The organism is Streptomyces sp. NPDC107528 (genome assembly GCF_055639295.1).
On record NZ_JBVKAV010000002.1, the window covers coordinates 879,449 to 897,457 of the forward strand.

The window sequence follows — 18,009 nt, forward strand, 5'->3', positions numbered from 1 at the left end:
CCTCGCTTCACCGGGAAGCGAGGGCCCGAAGTGCGTTCACGCGGACGCCGGTGGATACAGCGACCGCGGCAGCTGCGAAGCCGCCGCCGTGTCCAGCAGCCACAGCGTCCTGGCACGGCCGTACGCCCCCGCCGCCGGTGCCTGGATCTCACCCGCGCCCGACAGCGCGATCGCCGCCGCCTGCGCCTTGTCCTCGCCCGCCGCCAGCAGCCACACCTCACGTGCCGCCCGGATCGCGGGCAGCGTGAGGGTGACGCGGGTCGGTGGGGGCTTGGGGGCGCCGTGCACGCCGACGACCGTGCGGTCCGTCTCCCGTACCGCGGGGAGTTCCGGGAACAGGGAGGCCACGTGCGTGTCCGGCCCCACGCCCAGCATCAGGACGTCGAACGTGGGAACCGCGCCGTGGTTCTCCGGGCCCGCAGCCCTCGCCAGTTCCTCCGCGTACGCGGCAGCGGCCGCCTCCACGTCCGTGCCGAACGGGCCGTCCGAGGCGGGCATCGCGTGCACCCGCTTCGGATCCAGCGGCACCGCGTCCAGCAGGGCTGCACGCGCCTGCGTGACGTTGCGCTCCGGATCGCCCTCGGGCAGGAAGCGCTCGTCGCCCCACCAGAGGTCCAGCCGAGCCCAGTCGACGGCGTCCCGGGCGGGGGCCGCCGCGAGCGCGGCCAGCAGGCCGTTGCCGTTGCGGCCACCCGTGAGGACCACGGACGCCGAGCCCCGGGAGGCCTGCGCGTCCACGATCTTCGTGATCAGGCGGGCCGCCGCGGCCTGCGCCATCAGCTCCTTGTCGTGGTGCACGACCAGCTGCGGAGTACTCACTTCGCCGCCGCCTTCTTCACCGGTTCCGGTGCCGTCGCTTCTTTCGCGGGTGCTTTCGCAGCGGTTTCGACGGGAGCCGGGAGAGCGGCTCGTCCGGCCTGTTCTCCTTTGGCCGGCGATCCCTCCCCGGCCCGCGACTCCCCGGCCTGCTCGGCCTGCTCGGTCTGCGACTCTCCGGCCTGCGACTGCTTGGCCGGCGACTCCTCGGCCCTGGCCACGGCGGCCTCGGCCAGAGCGACGGCCTGCGCCGCCTTGGCGATCGCGGCCTCGACGCCCCGGACCGCCTGAGCCGGCCCGGCGTTCAGCCGCTCCACCCCGAACCGCAGCGCCGAGGCGTACGTGTCGTCCGGGTCGAGTCGCCGCAGCTCCTCCGCGATCAGCTCGGCCGTCTCCCGCCGCTTCAGAGCCACCGCACGGTCCGGCTGGCCCTGGATGGAGAGGGTCGCCAGGGAGCCGTCCGCCCGGTCGAGCGCTATCGGGCCGCAGTCGGTGTCCATACGGACCGCCGTCAGGCCGGGGCCCGACGACAGCGACCGCTTGACGGGGACGTCCAGCCGGTCCGCGAGCCACATCGCCAGCAGCTCACAGCTCGGGTTGAACTCCTCGCCCTCCACCTCGACGGCCTGCACTTCGCAGACCACCTGGTCCAGAGCCGCCGCCAGCATCGAGCGCCACGGCGTGATCCGGGTCCAGGACAGGTCGGTGTCGCCGGGTGTGTAGGCGTCGGCGCGGGCCGACAGCTCCCGTACCGGCTGCTCCGAGGCGTACGTGTCGGTCACCCGGCGCTGGGCCAGCGCGCCCAGCGGGTCCTTCGCCGGGTCGAGCGGCGCGTTGACCGGCCACCAGACCACCACCGGGGCGTCCGGCAGGAGGAGCGGCAGGACGACCGACTGGGCGTGGTCGGACACCTCGCCGTACAGACGCAGGACGACCGTCTCGCCGGTGCCCGCTTCCGCGCCCAGCCGCACCTCGGCGTCCAGCCGGGACTGCGTACGGTCGCGGGGCGAGCGCGAGACGCGCTTGATGACCACGAGCGTGCGCGAGGGGTGCTCGCGCGAGGCGTCGTTGGCGGCCCTCAAGGCGTCGTAGGCGTTCTCCTCGTCCGTCACGATGACCAGCGTGAGCACCATGCCGACGGCCGGCGTGCCGATGGCCCGGCGGCCCTGCACCAGCGCCTTGTTGATCTTGCTGGCCGTGGTGTCCGTGAGGTCTATCTTCATGGCCGCCGCCAGCTCCGTCCGTCTCGCTCGAGCATTTCGTCAGCCTCGACGGGGCCCCAGGTACCGGAGGGGTACTGGGCCGGCTTGCCGTTCGTGTCCCAGTACTCCTCGATCGGGTCGAGGATCTTCCAGGACAGCTCGACCTCCTCGGTACGCGGGAAGAGGTTCGAGTCGCCCAGGAGGACGTCCAGGATCAGACGCTCGTACGCCTCCGGGCTCGACTCCGTGAAGGACTCGCCGTAAGCGAAGTCCATCGACACGTCGCGGATCTCCATCGACGTGCCCGGCACCTTCGAGCCGAAGCGGACCGTGACGCCCTCGTCCGGCTGGACGCGGATCACGATCGCGTTCTGGCCGAGCTCCTCGGTGGCCGTCGTGTCGAAGGGGGAGTGCGGCGCGCGCTGGAAGACGACCGCGATCTCGGTGACGCGGCGGCCCAGACGCTTGCCGGTGCGCAGGTAGAAGGGGACGCCCGCCCAGCGGCGGTTGTCGATCCCCACCTTGATCGCGGCGTACGTGTCGGTCTTCGACTTGGCGTCGATGCCCTCCTCCTGGAGGTACCCGACCGCCTTCTCGCCGCCCTGCCAGCCGGCCGCGTACTGCCCGAAGACCGTGTCGCGGCCCAGGTCCTTCGGCAGCCGTACGGCACCCAGGACCTTGGTCTTCTCGGCCGCCAGCGCGTCCGCGTCGAAGGAGGCGGGCTCCTCCATCGCGGTCAGCGCCAGGAGCTGGAGCAGGTGGTTCTGGATGACGTCACGGGCGGCGCCGATGCCGTCGTAGTAGCCGGCACGACCGCCGATGCCGATGTCCTCGGCCATGGTGATCTGCACGTGGTCCACGAAGGACCGGTTCCAGATCGGCTCGAACATCGTGTTGGCGAACCGCAGCGCCAGGATGTTCTGGACGGTCTCCTTGCCCAGGTAGTGGTCGATGCGGAAGACCTGGTCCGGGGCGAAGACCTCGTGGACGACCTTGTTGAGCTCCTCGGCCGACTTCAGGTCGTGTCCGAAGGGCTTCTCGATGACCGCGCGGCGCCAGGAGCTGCTCGTCTGGTCGGCGAGGCCGTGCTTCTTCAGCTGCTGGATGACCACCGGGAAGGAGCGCGGCGGCACCGAGAGGTAGAAGGCGAAGTTGCCGCCCGTGCCCTGGGCCTTGTCCAGCTCCTCGATGGTGCCGCGCAGCCGCTCGAAGGCGGCGTCGTCGTCGAAGGTGCCCTGCACGAAGCGCATGCCCTGGATGAGCTGCTGCCAGACCTCTTCACGGAAGGGGGTGCGGGCGTGTTCCTTGACGGCGTCGTGGACCTCCTGCGCGAAGTCCTCGTTGGCCCACTCGCGGCGGGCGAAGCCCACCAGCGAGAAACCCGGCGGCAGCAGACCCCGGTTGGCGAGGTCGTAAACGGCCGGCATCAGCTTCTTACGTGACAAATCGCCCGTAACGCCGAAGATCACCAGGCCCGACGGCCCCGCGATACGCGGGAGCCGTCGGTCGGCGGCGTCACGAAGCGGGTTCGCTTCAGTGACGGTGAAGGGTGGCAAGGGATCAGCCCTCCGAGGGGGCGAGGCGCTCGAGCTCTGCCTCGGTCGACTTGAGCAGGTCGTTCCAGGACGCCTCGAACTTCTCGACGCCCTCGTCCTCCAGCAGCTGGACGACATCGTCGTACGAGATGCCGAGCCGCTCGACCGCGTCCAGGTCGGCGCGGGCCTGCTGGTAGGTGCCTGCGATGGTGTTGCCGGTGATCGAGCCGGTCTCCTCGGTCGCCTGCAGGGTGGCCTCCGGCATGGTGTTGACCGTGTTCGGCGCGACCAGGTCGTCGACGTACAGGGTGGCCTTGTAGGCCTTGTCCTTCACGCCGGTGGAGGCCCACAGCGGACGCTGCTTGTTGGCGCCCGCGTTCTCCAGCGCGCTCCAGCGGTCGGAGGAGAAGACCTCCTCGTACGCCTCGTAGGCGAGGCGCGCGTTGGCCACACCGGCCTTGCCGCGCGCGGCCTTGGCCTCGTCGGTGCCGAGCGCGTCGATCCGCTTGTCGATCTCGGTGTCCACGCGGGACACGAAGAACGACGCCACCGACCGGATCTTGGACAGGTCCAGGCCCTTGGCCTTGGCCTTCTCCAGACCGGCGAGGTAGGCGTCCATGACCTCGCGGTAGCGCTCCAGGGAGAAGATCAGCGTGACGTTGACGCTGATGCCGAGGCCGATGACCTCGGTGATCGCCGGGAGGCCCGCCTTGGTGGCCGGGATCTTGATGAGCGTGTTGGGCCGGTCGACCAGCCAGGCCAGCTGCTTGGCCTCGGCGACGGTCGCGCGGGTGTGGTGGGCCAGGCGCGGGTCGACCTCGATGGAGACCCGGCCGTCCTGGCCGTCGGTGGCGTCGAAGACCGGGCGCATGATGTCGGCGGCGTCGCGGACGTCCGCCGTGGTGATCATGCGTACGGCTTCTTCGACGGTGACCTTGCGGGCGGCGAGGTCGGTGAGCTGCTGCTCGTAACCGTCGCCGCCGCTGATCGCCTTCTGGAAGATCGTCGGGTTGGTCGTGACACCCACGACGTGCTGCTGGTCGATCAGCTCGGCGAGGTTGCCGGACGTGATGCGCTGGCGCGACAGGTCGTCCAGCCAGATCGCGACGCCTTCCTCGGAGAGGCGCTTGAGTGCGTCTGTCATGGAAAATCAAACTCCTACGTCTCGTATATGAGCGTCAGCGCTGGGCCGCGGCGAGGGATTCCCGCGCGGCGGCGGCCACGTTCTCGGCAGTGAAGCCGAACTCCCGGAAAAGGACCTTGCCGTCGGCAGAAGCACCGAAGTGCTCCAGGGAAACGATGCGACCCGCGTCCCCGACGTACTTGTGCCAGGTGAGACCGATGCCGGCCTCCACCGCGACCCGAGCCCTGACGGCCGGCGGAAGAACGCTGTCCCGGTACCCCTGGTCCTGCTCCTCGAACCACTCCACGGACGGCATCGACACGACTCGCGTCGGCACCCCGTCCGCTTGCAGCTGCTCGCGCGCCTCGACGGCGACGTGCACCTCGGAGCCGGTCGCGATGAGGACGACCTGCGGCTCGCCGCCGTCGGCCTCGAACAGCACGTAACCACCGCGCGCGGCGTCGTCGTTGGCCTCGTACGTCGGCACGCCCTGACGGGTCAGCGCCAGACCGTGCGGGGCGCCCTTGCCGAACTCCTTGGTGTAGCGCCCCAGGATCTCGCGCCAGGCGATCGCGGTCTCGTTGGCGTCGGCCGGACGCACGACATTGAGACCGGGGATGGCGCGCAGGGACGCGAGGTGCTCGATCGGCTGGTGCGTCGGGCCGTCCTCACCGAGACCGATCGAGTCGTGCGTCCACACGTACGTCACCGGCAGGTGCATCAGCGCCGACAGACGTACGGCGTTGCGCATGTAGTCGGAGAACACGAGGAACGTGCCGCCGTAGATACGGGTATTGCCGTGCAGCGCGATGCCGTTCATCTCCGCGGCCATGGAGTGCTCGCGGATGCCGAAGTGGATCGTGCGGCCGTACGGGTTCGCCTCCGGGAGCGGGTTGTCCGCCGGAAGGAACGACGACGTCTTGTCGATCGTCGTGTTGTTGGAGCCGGCCAGGTCGGCCGAGCCGCCCCACAGCTCAGGGATGACCGCACCGAGCGCCTGGAGCACCTTGCCGGACGCGGCACGCGTCGCGACGCCCTTGCCGGGCTCGAAGACCGGGAGCTTCTCCTCCCAGCCGGTGGGCAGCTCGCCCTTGGCGATGCGGTCGTACTCGGCGGCGCGCTCGGGGTTGTTGTCCCGCCACTGCTGGAAGGACTTCTCCCACACGGCACGGGCCGCCTGGCCGCGCTCCAGCGCACCCCGGGTGTGGGAGATGACCTCGTCGGAGACCTCGAAGCTCTGCTCCGGGTCGAAGCCGAGGACGCGCTTGGTGGCCGCGACCTCGTCGTCGCCGAGAGCCGAGCCGTGGGCGGCCTCGGTGTTCTGTGCGTTCGGGGCCGGCCAGGCGATGATCGAGCGCATCGCGATGAAGGACGGCTTGTCCGTCACCTTCTTCGCTTCCTCGATCGCGTCGTAGATGGCGTGCGGGTCGAGGTCGCCGTCCGGCTGCGGGGCGACACGCTGGACGTGCCAGCCGTACGCCTCGTACCGCTTGACGGTGTCCTCGGAGACGGCCGTCTCGGTGTCGCCCTCGATCGAGATGTGGTTGTCGTCCCACAGCAGGATCAGGTTGCCGAGCTTCTGGTGGCCGGCCATCGAGGAGGCCTCGGCGGAGATGCCCTCCTGGAGGCAGCCGTCACCGGCGATGGCGTAGACGAAGTGGTCGAACGGGGAGGTGCCCTCGGGGGCCTCCGGGTCGAACAGGCCACGCTCGTAGCGGGCGGCCATCGCCATGCCGACGGCGTTGGCGACACCCTGGCCCAGCGGGCCGGTCGTCGTCTCGACGCCCGTGGTGTGGCCGTACTCGGGGTGACCGGGGGTCTTCGAACCCCAGGTCCGGAACGCCTTCAGGTCGTCCAGCTCCAGGCCGAAGCCGGCCAGGTACAGCTGGGTGTAGAGGGTCAGGGACGAGTGACCGGCTGACAGCACGAAGCGGTCGCGCCCGACCCAGTCGGCGTCCGCCGGGTCGTGCCGCATCACCTTCTGGAAGAGGGTGTAGGCGGCAGGTGCCAGGCTCATCGCCGTACCCGGATGGCCGTTTCCGACCTTCTGTACGGCATCGGCGGCCAGGACGCGGGCGGTGTCGACGGCCCGCTGGTCCAGCTCGGTCCACTCGAGGTCTGTGGTGGTCGGCTTGGTGCTCACCCTGGGTCAGGGCTCCTCTCCACATGTCGGATGCCGGTGTTTCGGGCATGCGCCCACCGGCTGCCGGCGTTCTCGGCGTCGGCCGGCCGTTGTCGAGCCTACCCCTGGAAGTACGTGCGTTTTTTCGAGTCATTCCAGACTGCCGGGCGTCGCCGGGATGCGCCTCCCGACCGGCTCGTTCCGCGTTCGGCAAGTGAATACGCAGGCGCTCATCCGGGTGCTCAATCGAGCTTCCCCGCGCCCGTCGGACCACCCCCTCCAACACGACCCCACCCCCGCGAATGTCCGGGTCTGGGCAACGTCTACAGTGGCGTGGTACGCGCGAGCCTTTACCGGGACTTCACACGGGGAGGCTTGCTGGGATGTCTCTGTCAGGGGTGTGCGTGACGGCCGTTGAATCCCGTCCAGCGGGGATTATCGGGACGAGCCAGAGCCCGAGCCGGCGGCCGATCGGGGCCCGGGTCAAGGCGTTCGTGGCGCTTACCAAGCCGCGGATCATCGAGCTGCTGCTCATCACCACCGTTCCGGTGATGTTCCTGGCCGAGCAGGGCGTGCCCGACCTCGGTCTGGTCCTGCTCACCTGCATCGGCGGGTATCTCTCCGCCGGCGGCGCCAACGCGCTGAACATGTACATCGACCGTGACATCGACGCCCTCATGGACCGCACCTCGCAGCGTCCGCTGGTCACCGGAATGGTCAGCCCGCGCGAGTGTCTGGCCTTCGGCATCACGCTGGCGGTCGTCTCCACGCTGCTCTTCGGCCTCACCGTCAACTGGCTGTCGGCCTGGCTCTCCCTCGGCGCGCTCCTCTTCTATGTCGTCGTCTACACGATGATCCTCAAGCGCCGTACGTCGCAGAACATCGTGTGGGGCGGCATCGCGGGCTGCATGCCGGTGCTGATCGGCTGGACGGCCGTCACGAACTCCCTCACCTGGGCGCCGCTCATCCTCTTCCTGGTCATCTTCTTCTGGACGCCGCCGCACTACTGGCCGCTGTCCATGAAGGTGAAGGAGGACTACGCGCGCGTGGGCGTGCCCATGCTCCCCGTCATCGCCTCGAACAAGGTCGTCGCGAAGCAGATCGTCATCTACAGCTGGGTGATGGTCGCGGTGTCCCTCCTGTTGACTCCGCTCGGCTACACCGGCTGGTTCTACACCGCGGTCGCGCTGGTCGCGGGCGGCTGGTGGCTGTGGGAGGCGCACGCGCTCCAGAACCGCGCGAAGGCGGAGGTGACGGGCGGCAAGCTGAAGGAGATGCGGCTCTTCCACTGGTCGATCACCTACGTCTCGCTGCTGTTCGTGGCGGTGGCCGTCGACCCCTTCCTGCGCTGACGCACGTCACAGTGCCCTGCCCTCGCCAGCTGATCTACTCGTGAGTAGCATCCTGGCCATGGCAGACACGCAGCAGGTTGACCAGAAGGCCGAGCGCAGGGTGGCCAAGCTGGCCAAGCAGATCAACACCTTCGCGAAGTCCCACGGCGGCGCCGAGGCCCAGGTCGCGTACATCGGCGAGCGCGGCGCCCGCATCGTGCTCGTCGGCGAGGACGGCGGCTGGGGAGACCTGGTGGCACCGTCGTACGAGATCGCCGAGAAGGCGGTGGAGAAGGCCGGGGTCACGCGCCACGAGTCCTTCGACGGCGAGTTCGCGGCGAAGGTGAAGACCGGCGCGTACGAGTGGAAGCGGATGGCCGGCATCCAAGTCGGCGGCTGAACGACTCCCCTTTCTTCTCACGCAACACCAAGTCACCGGTTCACCCGTTAGGACCTGTAGAGCAAACGCAGCGTCCACCCACGGGGAGTCCGGATGATCGAAACGCCATCCCTCGTGGACCAGTACTGCCACGGCGTACTGCGCACGGAGCTGGGCCTCGGCACCTTCGAGGCCCAGCTGGCCCGCACCGAGGGCCCACCGGCGCCCGGCACCACGCTCTTCGACACCCAGACGGGTTTCGCCGTACGACGCTGGTGCCCGCCCCTCCTCGGTCTGGAACCGCACTGCCCACCCGCCCGCTATCTCGCCCGGCGCCGTGAACTGGGCGTCCTGGAGGCGGGCCGGCGCCTGCTGCGGGGCAGCGGCGTCACCACGTATCTGATCGACACCGGTCTGCCCGGCGATCTCACCGGCCCCGGGGAGATGGCGTCCGCCGGATCCGCCGAGGCCCATGAGATCGTGCGCCTCGAACTCCTTGCCGAACAGGTCGCCGACACCTCCGGCACGGTCGAGTCCTTTCTCGCCAACCTCGCCGAGTCGGTGCACGGCGCCGCAGCGAACGCGGTGGCCTTCACGTCCGTGGCGGGCGTCCGGCACGGGCTCGCGCTCGCGCCCGAGCCGCCGGGGCCGGGGGAGGTGCGGGGCGCCGCCGGGCGCTGGCTGGCGGCACGCAGGGTCGGCGGCGAGCTGAGCGACCCGGTGCTGCTGCGGCACCTGCTGTGGATCGCGGTGGCCTCGGGGCTGCCACTGCAATTGCACGCGGGGCTCGGGGAGCCGGGGCTGCGCATCGACCGCACGGACCCGGTGCTGCTGACGGACTTCGTCCGCGCGACGGCCGGCCTCGGCACGGACCTGGTTCTCCTGCACGGCTACCCGTACCACCGCCACGCCGCCCATCTGGCCGGCGTCTTCCCGCACGTCTACGCCGACTCGGGCGCCGCCCTCATCCGCACCGGCGCCCGGGCGGCCACGATCCTCGCCGAGATCCTGGAACTGGCCCCCTTCGGCAAGATCCTCTTCTCCAGCGGCGCCCAGGGCCTGCCCGAACTGCATGTGGTCGGGGCCCGCCTGTTCCGCGAGGCCCTCGCCAGGGTGCTCGGCGGCTGGGTCGCCGAGGGGGCGTGGTCGCTGGGGGACGCGCAACGGGTGGCGGGGATGGTGGCAGCGGGAAACGCCAGGCGGGTGTACGGACTGGAGTGAACCGCACAGACTGGGCGGATGCCGACTGACGCCTTACTCGACCGCTTCCTCACAGAGCTCGCGGTTCTCGCTCCCGCCGCTCCCGTCGCCGTCTGGGCGCACGGCTCACTCGCCGGCGGCGACTACCAGGAGGGCCGCAGCGATCTGGACCTGATCGCCGTGGTGGACGGCCCGCTCACGCCCCGCACCATCTGGCAGGTGGCGAAGGTCCATGCCCGGCTGCGGTCCGAGCCGCTCGCACCGCTGCTGCACTGCACGTACCTGACACCGGACACGGCCGACGACGTCGAGCGGCCCCACCTCACCTGGGCGCACCAGCAGTTGTTCAAACGCACGGTGACCCCGGTGACCCGGCGCGAGCTGGCCGCCTTCGGCCGAGTGCTGCACGGCAAGGCACCCGCCGGGCTGCTGCCGCCGGTGCCGGACCGGGAACTTTGCGAGTTCGTCGTGCGCGACCAGCGGGACTTCTGGCGACCGGCGGTCGACAACGCCTCGCTGTGGACCAAGGACGTGTGGGTCGGCCTCGGGATGATCACCTACGCCCGTGCGAGCGTCACCCTGCGCGACGGCCGACTGATCTCCAAGCGCGAGGCCCTGGACCTGCTGCCCGGCCTCGGGGCGCCCGTCGAACTCGTCGAGGACATCCGCAGCCGGCGCTACGACAGCCCTGCGCCCCCGACGCCGACCGGGGAGTGGGCGACGCGCAGGGCCGGCCTGACTCGGAGCTACCTCGGCCCCGCGATCGACGAGTTGGTGACGGCGTACAGCTGACCTACGCGCGCGTGCCGACCGTCGGCTCGGCCGCCGGGGACGGGAGGCCGATCTCGTCGTACGGCCGTTCTCGCAGGGCCAGCGCCACCCGCAGGACCGCGATCCAGGTCACGGCCGAGCCGAGCATGTGCAGGCCGACCAGGATCTCCGGGAGGTCAGTGAAGTACTGGACGTAGCCGATGACGCCCTGAGCGAGGAGGACCAGGAAGAGGTCGCGGGTGCGGTTCAGGGGGCCCTTCGGGGCGTCGACCGCCTTGAGGACGAACCACAGGGCGAACGTCAGCGTGACCACGATCCATGCCAGCACGGCGTGCAGCTTGGTGACGTTCTCCCAGTCGAGCGGCATCCGCTCGACCTCACTGGAGTCGCCCGCGTGCGGGCCGGCGCCGGTGACCACCGTGCCGACCAGGATCAGCAGCACCGAGGCCCCGACCAGGACCCACACCAACTGCCGCACCGCCTTGCCGACCAGTGGACGCGGCGTCGAGTCGCCCTCCCGGGTGCGCTGCCACATCACCGTGGCGACCGCGATCAGGGCGGACGTCGCCACGAAGTGGGCCGCGACCGTGTACGGGTTGAGGCCGACCAGCACGACGATGCCGCCGAGCACCGCGTTGCTCATCACGATCCAGAACTGCGCCCACCCCAGCCGGGTCAGGCCACGCCGGTGCGGCTTCTCGGAGCGCGCGGCGATGATCGCCCAGCCGACTGCGGCGCACAGTACGTACGTCAGCATGCGGTTGCCGAACTCGATGGCACCGTGCAGGCCCATCTCGCTGGTGGCTGTGAGCGAGTCGTCGGTGCACTTGGGCCAGGTCGGGCAGCCGAGCCCGGACCCGGTGAGGCGTACCGCCCCGCCGGTGACCACGATGAGCACCGCCATCACGAGCGCGGCGAGGGCCGCCCGTTGGACCGTCCTCGGGGTCGGGGTCCAGCGTGCGGCGATGAAGGCGAGGGGGTTGCGCACGGCCGCTACGGCGTCGGCGCGGGTCAGCTTTGGCACGCGCCCTATCGTAGGCGGCCGCTTGTGCACGGTTTCACGAGGGTCCCGCTCGCCCCGCGGACCGGGCTACTCCCAGCGGAAGAACCTGCCCGCCGCCGCGAGCCCGACGACCGCCCACACGGCCAGAATCCCCAGGTCACCCCATGGCATCCCGGCCCCGTGCTGCAGCACGTCCCGCAGCCCGTCCGACAGGGCCGAGATCGGCAGCAGCCCCAGCACGTCCTGTGCGCCCGCCGGGAACTTGTCCAGCGGCACGATCACCCCGCCGCCGACGAGCAGCAGCAGGAAGACCAGGTTGGCGGCGGCCAGCGTGGCCTCGGCCTTGAGGGTGCCGGCCATCAGCAGTCCGAGCCCCGAGAAGGCGGCCGTCCCGAGGAGCAGCAGCAGGACGACGGCTGCCGGGTTTCCCTCCGGCGACCAGCCCAGCGCAAAGGCGATCACCGTCAGCAGGGCGATCTGCAGGACCTCGGTGACCAGCACGGACGCCGTCTTCGCCGTCATCAGGGCCCAGCGGGGCAGCGGCGAGGAGGCCAGCCGCTTCAGCACGCCGTACCGGCGCTCGAAGCCCGTGGCGATGGCCTGGCCCGTGAACGCCGTGGACATCACGGCGAGCGCGAGGATGCCGGGGGCGAGGAAGTCGACGGCCGCGCCGTAGCCTGTGTCGACGATGTCCACCGAGCTGAAGAGGACCAGCAGCAGCGTGGGGATCACGACGGTCAGCAGCAGCTGCTCGCCGTTGCGCAGCAGCATCTTCGTCTCCAGGGCCGCCTGCGCCGCGATCATGCGGGGGAGCGGGGCGGCGCCCGGCTTCGGGGTGTACGTACCCGTACCGACCGTGGTCACGAACGCAGCTCCTTGCCGGTGAGCTCGAGAAATACGTCTTCGAGGGTGTGCCGTTCCACCGAGATCTTCTCCGGCATCACCCCGTGCTGCGCACACCACGACGTCACCGTCGCGAGCAGCTGGGGGTCGACCTTGCCGACGACCCGGTACGAGCCCGGCGTCAGCTCCGCGGCCGTGCAGTCGGCGGGCAGGGCCTTGAGGAGGGAGCCCACGTCCAGGCCCGGGCGGCCGATGAAGCGGAGCGTGTTCTCCGCGCCGCCGCGGCACAGCTCCTCCGGGGAGCCCTGGGCGATGACCCGGCCCGCGTCGATGATCGCGACGTCGTCGGCGAGCTGCTCGGCCTCGTCCATGTAGTGGGTCGTGAGAATGATGGAGACGCCGTCGGCGCGCAGGTCCCGGATCAGGTCCCAGGTGGCGCGGCGGGCCTGCGGGTCGAGCCCGGCGGTCGGCTCGTCCAGGAACACCAGCTCCGGACGGCCGACGACGGCCATGGCGAGCGCGAGCCGCTGCTGCTGACCTCCGGAGAGGCGGCGGTACGTGGTCCGGCCGCAGCTGCCGAGACCGAGCCGTTCGATGAGGGCGTCCACGTCCAGGGGGTGGGCGTGCAGCTTGGCGACATGCCGCAGCATCTCGTCCGCCCGCGCGCCCGAGTAGACACCGCCGGACTGGAGCATCACGCCGATCCGGGGCCGCAGCGCGCCGGACTGTCGCACCGGGTCGAGGCCCAGGACCCGCACCGTGCCGGAGTCCGGCTTCCGGTACCCCTCGCAGGTCTCGACGGTCGTCGTCTTGCCCGCGCCGTTGGGCCCGAGTACGGCGGTCACGCCCGCCTGGGCCACCAGGTCGAGGCCGTTCACCGCGGTCTTCGTGCCGTACCGCTTCACCAGGGCCTGGACTTGGACCACGGGCTCAGTTCGCATGGCTCCAGAGTCTAGGTACGCGACCGGTGACCCGAACGGCCGGGTTCACATCTCCTCCGCGCGGGGCCGGTGAATCTCCAGCCACCGCCCCGCGTACGCCACCGCGTCGGCAACGGGGAACAGCCGTGCCTCGGCCGCGCCCACCTTCCCCCGGACGACGGGGCGGTCCCGGTCGAAGTCGCGCCCCAGTTCGTCGAACCGGTCCGAGGTGATCGACACCTCGGTCACCACCTCCCAGCCGGCAGGCCCCGGCCGGCCGACCTTCACCAGCGGCGAAGGTATCCGGTACTCGGCGAGATGGAAGCTGGTGCACGTCGCGTAACCGGCGCCGAGCAGCAGCACGCGCGCGTGGAGTGCCTCCAGCCGGGCCAGCGGGCTGCGCTCGCCGAGCCGGCAGTCGAGGGCGTGGCCCTCGGTGATCTGCGCCGCGCGCGGGCCGACGGCGGCGAAGGACGTCTGCGGATGCGCGCTGCGCAGGGCGCCCGGCCAGGTCCGTACGGTCTCCGGGATCACGCCCACCCCGAGCGCGGGCGTGACCAGGGGGTCGTAGGCGGGCATGGTCGCCCGGATCGTGTCCCACCACGCTTCGGGCACGGGCGGATTGCTCCACACCGCCGGGTCCGAGAGGTCCCCGGTCTGGGTGGGGACGACCAGGGTGCCGTCCGGGCCGAGTGCGTCGAGCAGTCCCTGGACGACCGCGACGGCCCCTCCGCAGACCCAGCCGAGGGCGCTGAGCGAGGAGTGCACGAGGAGGGTTTCACCGGTTTGGACGCCCAGCTCGCGCATTTGTGTCGCGAGGGTGTCCCGAGTGACAAGAGGGCCGGTCGGAGGGGGTGTCGACATGTTTCGGGAGTGTCCCGCAGGGAGCCTCGCTACGCCAGCGATTTGATCGATCAATGATCGTTTCCGCAGGTCAGATTAGGTATGCCTAAGTGACGCAGGGCACCCGCGGGGTGTCCGGCCGCGGCTTGCCTGCCCTTGAGGAATTACGCAACAATGGCGTTGTGAAATACGTCGGCGAGGCTCGGGAGGCCCCCATGGGAACTCCTCAGGAGGAGCTCGCGACCGGGGAGCGCTCCACGCGCAACCGGGTCGCGCGGTCCATCCTGGACCACGGGCCGTCGACCGTCGCAGAGCTGGCCGGCCGGCTGGGACTCACCCAGGCCGCCGTACGCAGGCATCTGGACGCGCTGGTCGCGGACGATGTCGTGGAGGCCCGGGAACAGCGGGTGTACGGCACGCGCACGCGTGGCCGCCCCGCCAAGGTCTTCGCGCTCACCGACTGCGGTCGTGACGCCTTCGACCAGTCGTACGACAAGCTCGCCGCGGACGCCCTCAAGTGGATCGCCGAGCGCGAGGGCGGGAGCGAGGCGGTCGCCGCCTTCGCCCGCGCCCGGATCGCCGCTCAGGCGAGCGCGTACCGCAAGGCGATCGAGGCCGTCAGCCCGGACGAGCGCACCGAAGCCCTGGCCAAGGCCTTGAGTGTCGACGGGTACGCTGCTACGGCGCGCAGCGCACCCCTCCCTCAAAAAGGCGAGCAGCTCTGCCAGCACCACTGCCCGGTGGCCCATGTCGCGGAGCAGTTCCCCCAGCTGTGCGAGGCGGAGACGGAGATCTTCGCCGAGCTGCTCGGAACGCATGTCCAGCGACTGGCGACCATCGCGCACGGCGACGGCGTCTGCACGACGTTCATCCCAAAGATTTCCCACACCACCGATAACGCATCTGCAAGCAAGGCCGGGAGGAACCCCGCATGACTCTCCCCATCGAGGAGACTGCCCACCCTGAGCTCGAGGGTCTGGGCAAGTACGAATACGGCTGGGCCGACTCCGACGAAGCCGGCGCCTCTGCGAAGCGTGGTCTGAGCGAGGACGTCGTCCGTGACATCTCCGCGAAGAAGAACGAGCCGGACTGGATGACCAAGCTCCGTCTCAAGGGTCTGCGGCTGTTCGACAAGAAGCCCATGCCGAACTGGGGCTCGGACCTCTCGGGCATCGACTTCGACAACATCAAGTACTTCGTGCGTTCCACGGAGAAGCAGGCGGAGTCCTGGGAGGACCTGCCCGAGGACATCAAGAACACGTACGACAAGCTCGGCATCCCCGAGGCGGAGAAGCAGCGCCTCGTCGCCGGTGTCGCGGCCCAGTACGAGTCCGAGGTCGTCTACCACCAGATCCGCGAGGACCTGGAGGAGCAGGGCGTCATCTTCCTGGACACCGACACGGCCCTGAAGGAGCACCCGGAGCTCTTCAAGGAGTACTTCGGCACCGTCATCCCGGTCGGTGACAACAAGTTCGCGTCGCTGAACACCGCCGTGTGGTCGGGCGGCTCCTTCATCTACGTGCCGAAGGGCGTGCACGTAGAGATCCCGCTCCAGGCCTACTTCCGTATCAACACGGAGAACATGGGCCAGTTCGAGCGGACGCTGATCATCGTCGACGAGGACGCCTACGTCCACTACGTCGAGGGCTGCACCGCGCCGATCTACAAGTCGGACTCTCTGCACTCCGCGGTGGTCGAGATCATCGTGAAGAAGGGCGCCCGCTGCCGCTACACGACCATCCAGAACTGGTCGAACAACGTCTACAACCTGGTCACCAAGCGCGCCGTCGCCTACGAGGGCGCGACCATGGAGTGGATCGACGGCAACATCGGCTCCAAGGTGACGATGAAGTACCCGGCCGTCTACCTGATGGGCGAGCACGCCAAGGGCGAGACCCTGTCCATCGCCTTCGCGGGCGAGGGGCAGCACCAGGACGCCGGCTCCAAGATGGTCCACATGGCGCCGAACACCTCCTCCAACATCGTGTCGAAGTCCGTGGCGCGTGGCGGCGGCCGTACCTCGTACCGCGGTCTGGTCGAGATCGGCGAGGGCGCCCACGGCTCGAAGTCCAACGTGCTGTGCGACGCGCTGCTCGTCGACACCATCTCCCGCTCCGACACGTACCCCTACGTGGACGTCCGTGAGGACGACGTGTCCATGGGCCACGAGGCGACCGTCTCCAAGGTCTCCGAGGACCAGCTCTTCTACCTGATGAGCCGCGGTCTGAGCGAGTTCGAGGCGATGGCGATGATCGTGCGCGGCTTCGTCGAGCCGATCGCCAAGGAGCTGCCCATGGAGTACGCCCTTGAGCTCAACCGGCTGATCGAGCTGCAGATGGAAGGCGCGGTCGGTTAAGACCGGGTCCTCTGCAAAGCAGCTAGCGAAATCTGACGTAGGAAGAGAGCAGACCGACAGCCATGGCTGAGGCTCAGAACATCCCGGTGGGGTCCACCACCGCCGGCGCGGTGGCCGTTGCCGCCGAGTCGACCGTCGCCACGCGCATGAGCGCGCCCCCGTCCTTCGACGTGGCGGACTTCCCGGTTCCGCACGGCCGCGAGGAGGAGTGGCGGTTCACCCCGCTGGAGCGCCTGCGCGGGCTGCACGACGGCACCGCCGTGGCGACCGGCGACGGCCTGCAGGTCACCGTCGAGGCCCCCGAGGGCGTCACCGTCGAGACCGTCGGCCGTGACGACGCGCGCCTCGGCAAGGCGGGCATGCCCGTGGACCGCGTCGCCGCGCAGGCCTACTCGGCGTTCGAGAAGGCCGGCGTGATCACCGTCCCCAAGGAGACGGTCCTCACCGAGCCGATCCGCATCGCCGTGCACGGCGAGGGCGGGGTCGCCTACGGCCACCAGGTCGTGGAGCTCGGAGCCTTCGCCGAGGCCGTCGTCGTCATCGACCACACCGGTGACGCGGTGCTCGCCGCCAACGTCGACTACATCCTGGGCGACGGCGCCAAGCTCACCGTCGTCTCCGTCCAGGACTGGGACGACAAGGCGGTGCACGTCGGCCAGCACAACGCGCTGATCGGCCGGGACGCCACCTTCAAGTCCTTCGTGGTCACCTTCGGCGGCGACCTCGTACGCCTCCACCCGCGCGTCGCCTACGCCGGCACCGGCGGCGAGGCCGAGCTCTTCGGCCTCTACTTCACCGACGCCGGCCAGCACCAGGAGCACCGTCTCCTGGTCGACCACAACACCCCGCACTGCAAGTCGAACGTCGCCTACAAGGGCGCGCTCCAGGGCGAGGACGCGCACGCCGTGTGGATCGGCGACGTGCTGATCGAGGCCAGGGCCGAGGGCACGGACACGTACGAGATGAACCGCAACCTGGTTCTGACCGACGGCGCCCGGGTCGACTCCGTGCCGAACCTGGAGATCGAGACCGGCGAGATCGTCGGCGCCGGCCACGCCTCGGCGACCGGCCGCTTCGACGACGAGCAGCTCTTCTACCTGATGGCCCGCGGCATCCCGGCCGACGAGGCCCGTCGCCTGGTGGTGCGGGGCTTCTTCGCCGAGCTCGTCCAGCAGATCGGCGTCGACGACATCGAAGAGCGCCTCCTCGTGAAGATCGACGAGGAGCTGGAGGCCACGGTCTGATGGCTTTCGTACGCGCCTGCGGGCTGAGCGAGCTGGAGGAGGACACCCCGAAGCGGGTGGAACTCGACGGCACGCCGGTCTCGGTCGTGCAGACCGAGGGTGAGGTGTTCGCGATCCACGACATCTGCTCCCACGCGAACGTCTCGCTCTCCGAGGGCGAGGTGGAGGACTGCCAGATCGAGTGCTGGCTGCACGGCTCCAGCTTCGACCTCCGCACCGGCAAGCCGTCCGGCCTTCCCGCGACGCGCCCCGTCCCCGTATATCCCGTAAAGATCGAAGGGGACGACGTACTCGTCTCCCTCACCCAGGAGTCCTGAGGCA

At 69.9% G+C, this 18,009-nt stretch carries 17 protein-coding genes; 8 read left to right on the forward strand and 9 right to left on the reverse strand.

Annotated elements, in window-relative coordinates; all coding sequences use genetic code 11:
- Positions 1 to 36 precede the first annotated feature (36 nt).
- From pgl to tkt, 5 genes are read right to left on the reverse strand one after another with little or no spacing between them, the layout of a single operon-like run.
- The gene (gene pgl, locus ACZ7L5_RS09020) at positions 37 to 819 is read right to left on the reverse strand and encodes a 6-phosphogluconolactonase (RefSeq protein ID WP_328882411.1); all 783 of its coding nucleotides are present in this window, start codon (positions 817 to 819) and stop codon (positions 37 to 39) included.
- A complete protein-coding gene (gene opcA, locus ACZ7L5_RS09025; RefSeq protein WP_467483110.1) occupies positions 816 to 2,039 on the reverse strand; it encodes a glucose-6-phosphate dehydrogenase assembly protein OpcA in 1,224 nt (407 codons plus the stop codon). Before opcA ends, pgl begins: the two co-directional genes overlap by 4 nt.
- Entirely contained in the window at positions 2,036 to 3,691 is a 1,656-nt protein-coding gene (gene zwf / locus ACZ7L5_RS09030; protein ID WP_391403921.1) for a glucose-6-phosphate dehydrogenase, read from the reverse strand. The genes opcA and zwf overlap by 4 nt, the downstream gene beginning before the upstream one ends.
- Entirely contained in the window at positions 3,579 to 4,697 is a 1,119-nt protein-coding gene (tal, locus tag ACZ7L5_RS09035; RefSeq protein WP_471515559.1) for a transaldolase, read from the reverse strand. The genes zwf and tal overlap by 113 nt, the downstream gene beginning before the upstream one ends.
- A 34-nt stretch (positions 4,698 to 4,731) precedes the next feature.
- On the reverse strand, positions 4,732 to 6,819 hold the full coding sequence (tkt, locus tag ACZ7L5_RS09040; RefSeq protein WP_471515561.1) for a transketolase: 2,088 nt from the start codon (positions 6,817 to 6,819) through the stop codon (positions 4,732 to 4,734).
- Between the two features lie 362 nt (positions 6,820 to 7,181).
- Here tkt and ACZ7L5_RS09045 point away from each other — a divergent pair, with 362 nt between their 5' ends.
- The 4 genes from ACZ7L5_RS09045 (at position 7,182) to ACZ7L5_RS09060 (ending at position 10,500) form a co-directional block, all read left to right on the forward strand.
- On the forward strand, positions 7,182 to 8,150 hold the full coding sequence (locus ACZ7L5_RS09045; RefSeq protein WP_406204616.1) for a heme o synthase: 969 nt from the start codon (positions 7,182 to 7,184) through the stop codon (positions 8,148 to 8,150).
- Positions 8,151 to 8,208: 58 nt separating this feature from the next.
- Complete coding sequence (locus ACZ7L5_RS09050; RefSeq protein WP_363033949.1) at positions 8,209 to 8,529, forward strand: hypothetical protein; 321 nt, start codon at positions 8,209 to 8,211, stop codon at positions 8,527 to 8,529.
- A gap of 93 nt (positions 8,530 to 8,622) precedes the next feature.
- Positions 8,623 to 9,729 carry an amidohydrolase family protein gene (locus tag ACZ7L5_RS09055; protein WP_328882417.1) on the forward strand — a complete coding sequence of 369 codons (1,107 nt, stop codon included), beginning with the start codon at positions 8,623 to 8,625 and terminating at the stop codon, positions 9,727 to 9,729.
- A gap of 18 nt (positions 9,730 to 9,747) precedes the next feature.
- Positions 9,748 to 10,500: a nucleotidyltransferase domain-containing protein gene (locus ACZ7L5_RS09060; protein WP_471515563.1), complete on the forward strand. Its 753-nt coding sequence runs from the start codon at positions 9,748 to 9,750 to the stop codon at positions 10,498 to 10,500.
- A gap of 1 nt (position 10,501) precedes the next feature.
- Here the strand turns inward: ACZ7L5_RS09060 and ACZ7L5_RS09065 are convergent, their stop codons facing one another.
- The 4 genes from ACZ7L5_RS09065 to ACZ7L5_RS09080 form a co-directional block, all read right to left on the reverse strand.
- Positions 10,502 to 11,494, reverse strand: coding sequence for a COX15/CtaA family protein (locus tag ACZ7L5_RS09065; protein ID WP_471515880.1), 993 nt, complete (start codon positions 11,492 to 11,494; stop codon positions 10,502 to 10,504).
- Between the two features lie 75 nt (positions 11,495 to 11,569).
- The gene (locus ACZ7L5_RS09070) at positions 11,570 to 12,286 is read right to left on the reverse strand and encodes an ABC transporter permease (protein ID WP_471515882.1); all 717 of its coding nucleotides are present in this window, start codon (positions 12,284 to 12,286) and stop codon (positions 11,570 to 11,572) included.
- A gap of 56 nt (positions 12,287 to 12,342) precedes the next feature.
- A complete protein-coding gene (locus ACZ7L5_RS09075; protein WP_471515565.1) occupies positions 12,343 to 13,266 on the reverse strand; it encodes an ABC transporter ATP-binding protein in 924 nt (307 codons plus the stop codon).
- A gap of 45 nt (positions 13,267 to 13,311) precedes the next feature.
- The gene (locus tag ACZ7L5_RS09080; protein WP_471515567.1) at positions 13,312 to 14,109 is read right to left on the reverse strand and encodes an AAC(3) family N-acetyltransferase; all 798 of its coding nucleotides are present in this window, start codon (positions 14,107 to 14,109) and stop codon (positions 13,312 to 13,314) included.
- Positions 14,110 to 14,270: 161 nt separating this feature from the next.
- Between ACZ7L5_RS09080 and ACZ7L5_RS09085 the strand changes: the two genes are divergently transcribed.
- From ACZ7L5_RS09085 to ACZ7L5_RS09100, 4 genes are all read left to right on the forward strand, one after another.
- Positions 14,271 to 15,023 (forward strand): helix-turn-helix transcriptional regulator, encoded by a 753-nt coding sequence (locus ACZ7L5_RS09085; protein WP_365066678.1) that lies wholly within the window; start codon positions 14,271 to 14,273, stop codon positions 15,021 to 15,023.
- The gene (gene sufB / locus ACZ7L5_RS09090) at positions 15,020 to 16,444 is read left to right on the forward strand and encodes a Fe-S cluster assembly protein SufB (protein WP_328882422.1); all 1,425 of its coding nucleotides are present in this window, start codon (positions 15,020 to 15,022) and stop codon (positions 16,442 to 16,444) included. Before ACZ7L5_RS09085 ends, sufB begins: the two co-directional genes overlap by 4 nt.
- Before the next feature lie 62 nt (positions 16,445 to 16,506).
- Entirely contained in the window at positions 16,507 to 17,688 is a 1,182-nt protein-coding gene (gene sufD, locus ACZ7L5_RS09095; protein WP_471515570.1) for a Fe-S cluster assembly protein SufD, read from the forward strand.
- Complete coding sequence (locus ACZ7L5_RS09100) at positions 17,688 to 18,005, forward strand: non-heme iron oxygenase ferredoxin subunit (protein ID WP_031057580.1); 318 nt, start codon at positions 17,688 to 17,690, stop codon at positions 18,003 to 18,005. Before sufD ends, ACZ7L5_RS09100 begins: the two co-directional genes overlap by 1 nt.
- The last annotated feature ends 4 nt before the right edge of the window (positions 18,006 to 18,009 follow it).

Excerpts from the sequence above, each read along its gene's own strand:
- opcA (WP_467483110.1), bottom strand. The coding sequence starts at position 2,039 with ATGAAGATAGACCTCACGGACACCACGGCCAGCAAGATCAACAAGGCG.
- ACZ7L5_RS09055 (WP_328882417.1), top strand. The coding sequence starts at position 8,623 with ATGATCGAAACGCCATCCCTCGTGGACCAGTACTGCCACGGCGTACTG.
- ACZ7L5_RS09045 (WP_406204616.1), top strand. The coding sequence starts at position 7,182 with ATGTCTCTGTCAGGGGTGTGCGTGACGGCCGTTGAATCCCGTCCAGCG.
- sufB (WP_328882422.1), top strand. The coding sequence starts at position 15,020 with ATGACTCTCCCCATCGAGGAGACTGCCCACCCTGAGCTCGAGGGTCTG.
- ACZ7L5_RS09060 (WP_471515563.1), top strand. The coding sequence starts at position 9,748 with ATGCCGACTGACGCCTTACTCGACCGCTTCCTCACAGAGCTCGCGGTT.
- zwf (WP_391403921.1), bottom strand. The coding sequence starts at position 3,691 with ATGTCGTCCAGCTGCTGGAGGACGAGGGCGTCGAGAAGTTCGAGGCGT.
- ACZ7L5_RS09080 (WP_471515567.1), bottom strand. The coding sequence starts at position 14,109 with ATGTCGACACCCCCTCCGACCGGCCCTCTTGTCACTCGGGACACCCTC.
- ACZ7L5_RS09100 (WP_031057580.1), top strand. The coding sequence starts at position 17,688 with ATGGCTTTCGTACGCGCCTGCGGGCTGAGCGAGCTGGAGGAGGACACC.
- ACZ7L5_RS09050 (WP_363033949.1), top strand. The coding sequence starts at position 8,209 with ATGGCAGACACGCAGCAGGTTGACCAGAAGGCCGAGCGCAGGGTGGCC.
- ACZ7L5_RS09075 (WP_471515565.1), bottom strand. The coding sequence starts at position 13,266 with ATGCGAACTGAGCCCGTGGTCCAAGTCCAGGCCCTGGTGAAGCGGTAC.
- ACZ7L5_RS09070 (WP_471515882.1), bottom strand. The coding sequence starts at position 12,286 with ATGATCGCGGCGCAGGCGGCCCTGGAGACGAAGATGCTGCTGCGCAAC.
- sufD (WP_471515570.1), top strand. The coding sequence starts at position 16,507 with ATGGCTGAGGCTCAGAACATCCCGGTGGGGTCCACCACCGCCGGCGCG.
- tal (WP_471515559.1), bottom strand. The coding sequence starts at position 4,697 with ATGACAGACGCACTCAAGCGCCTCTCCGAGGAAGGCGTCGCGATCTGG.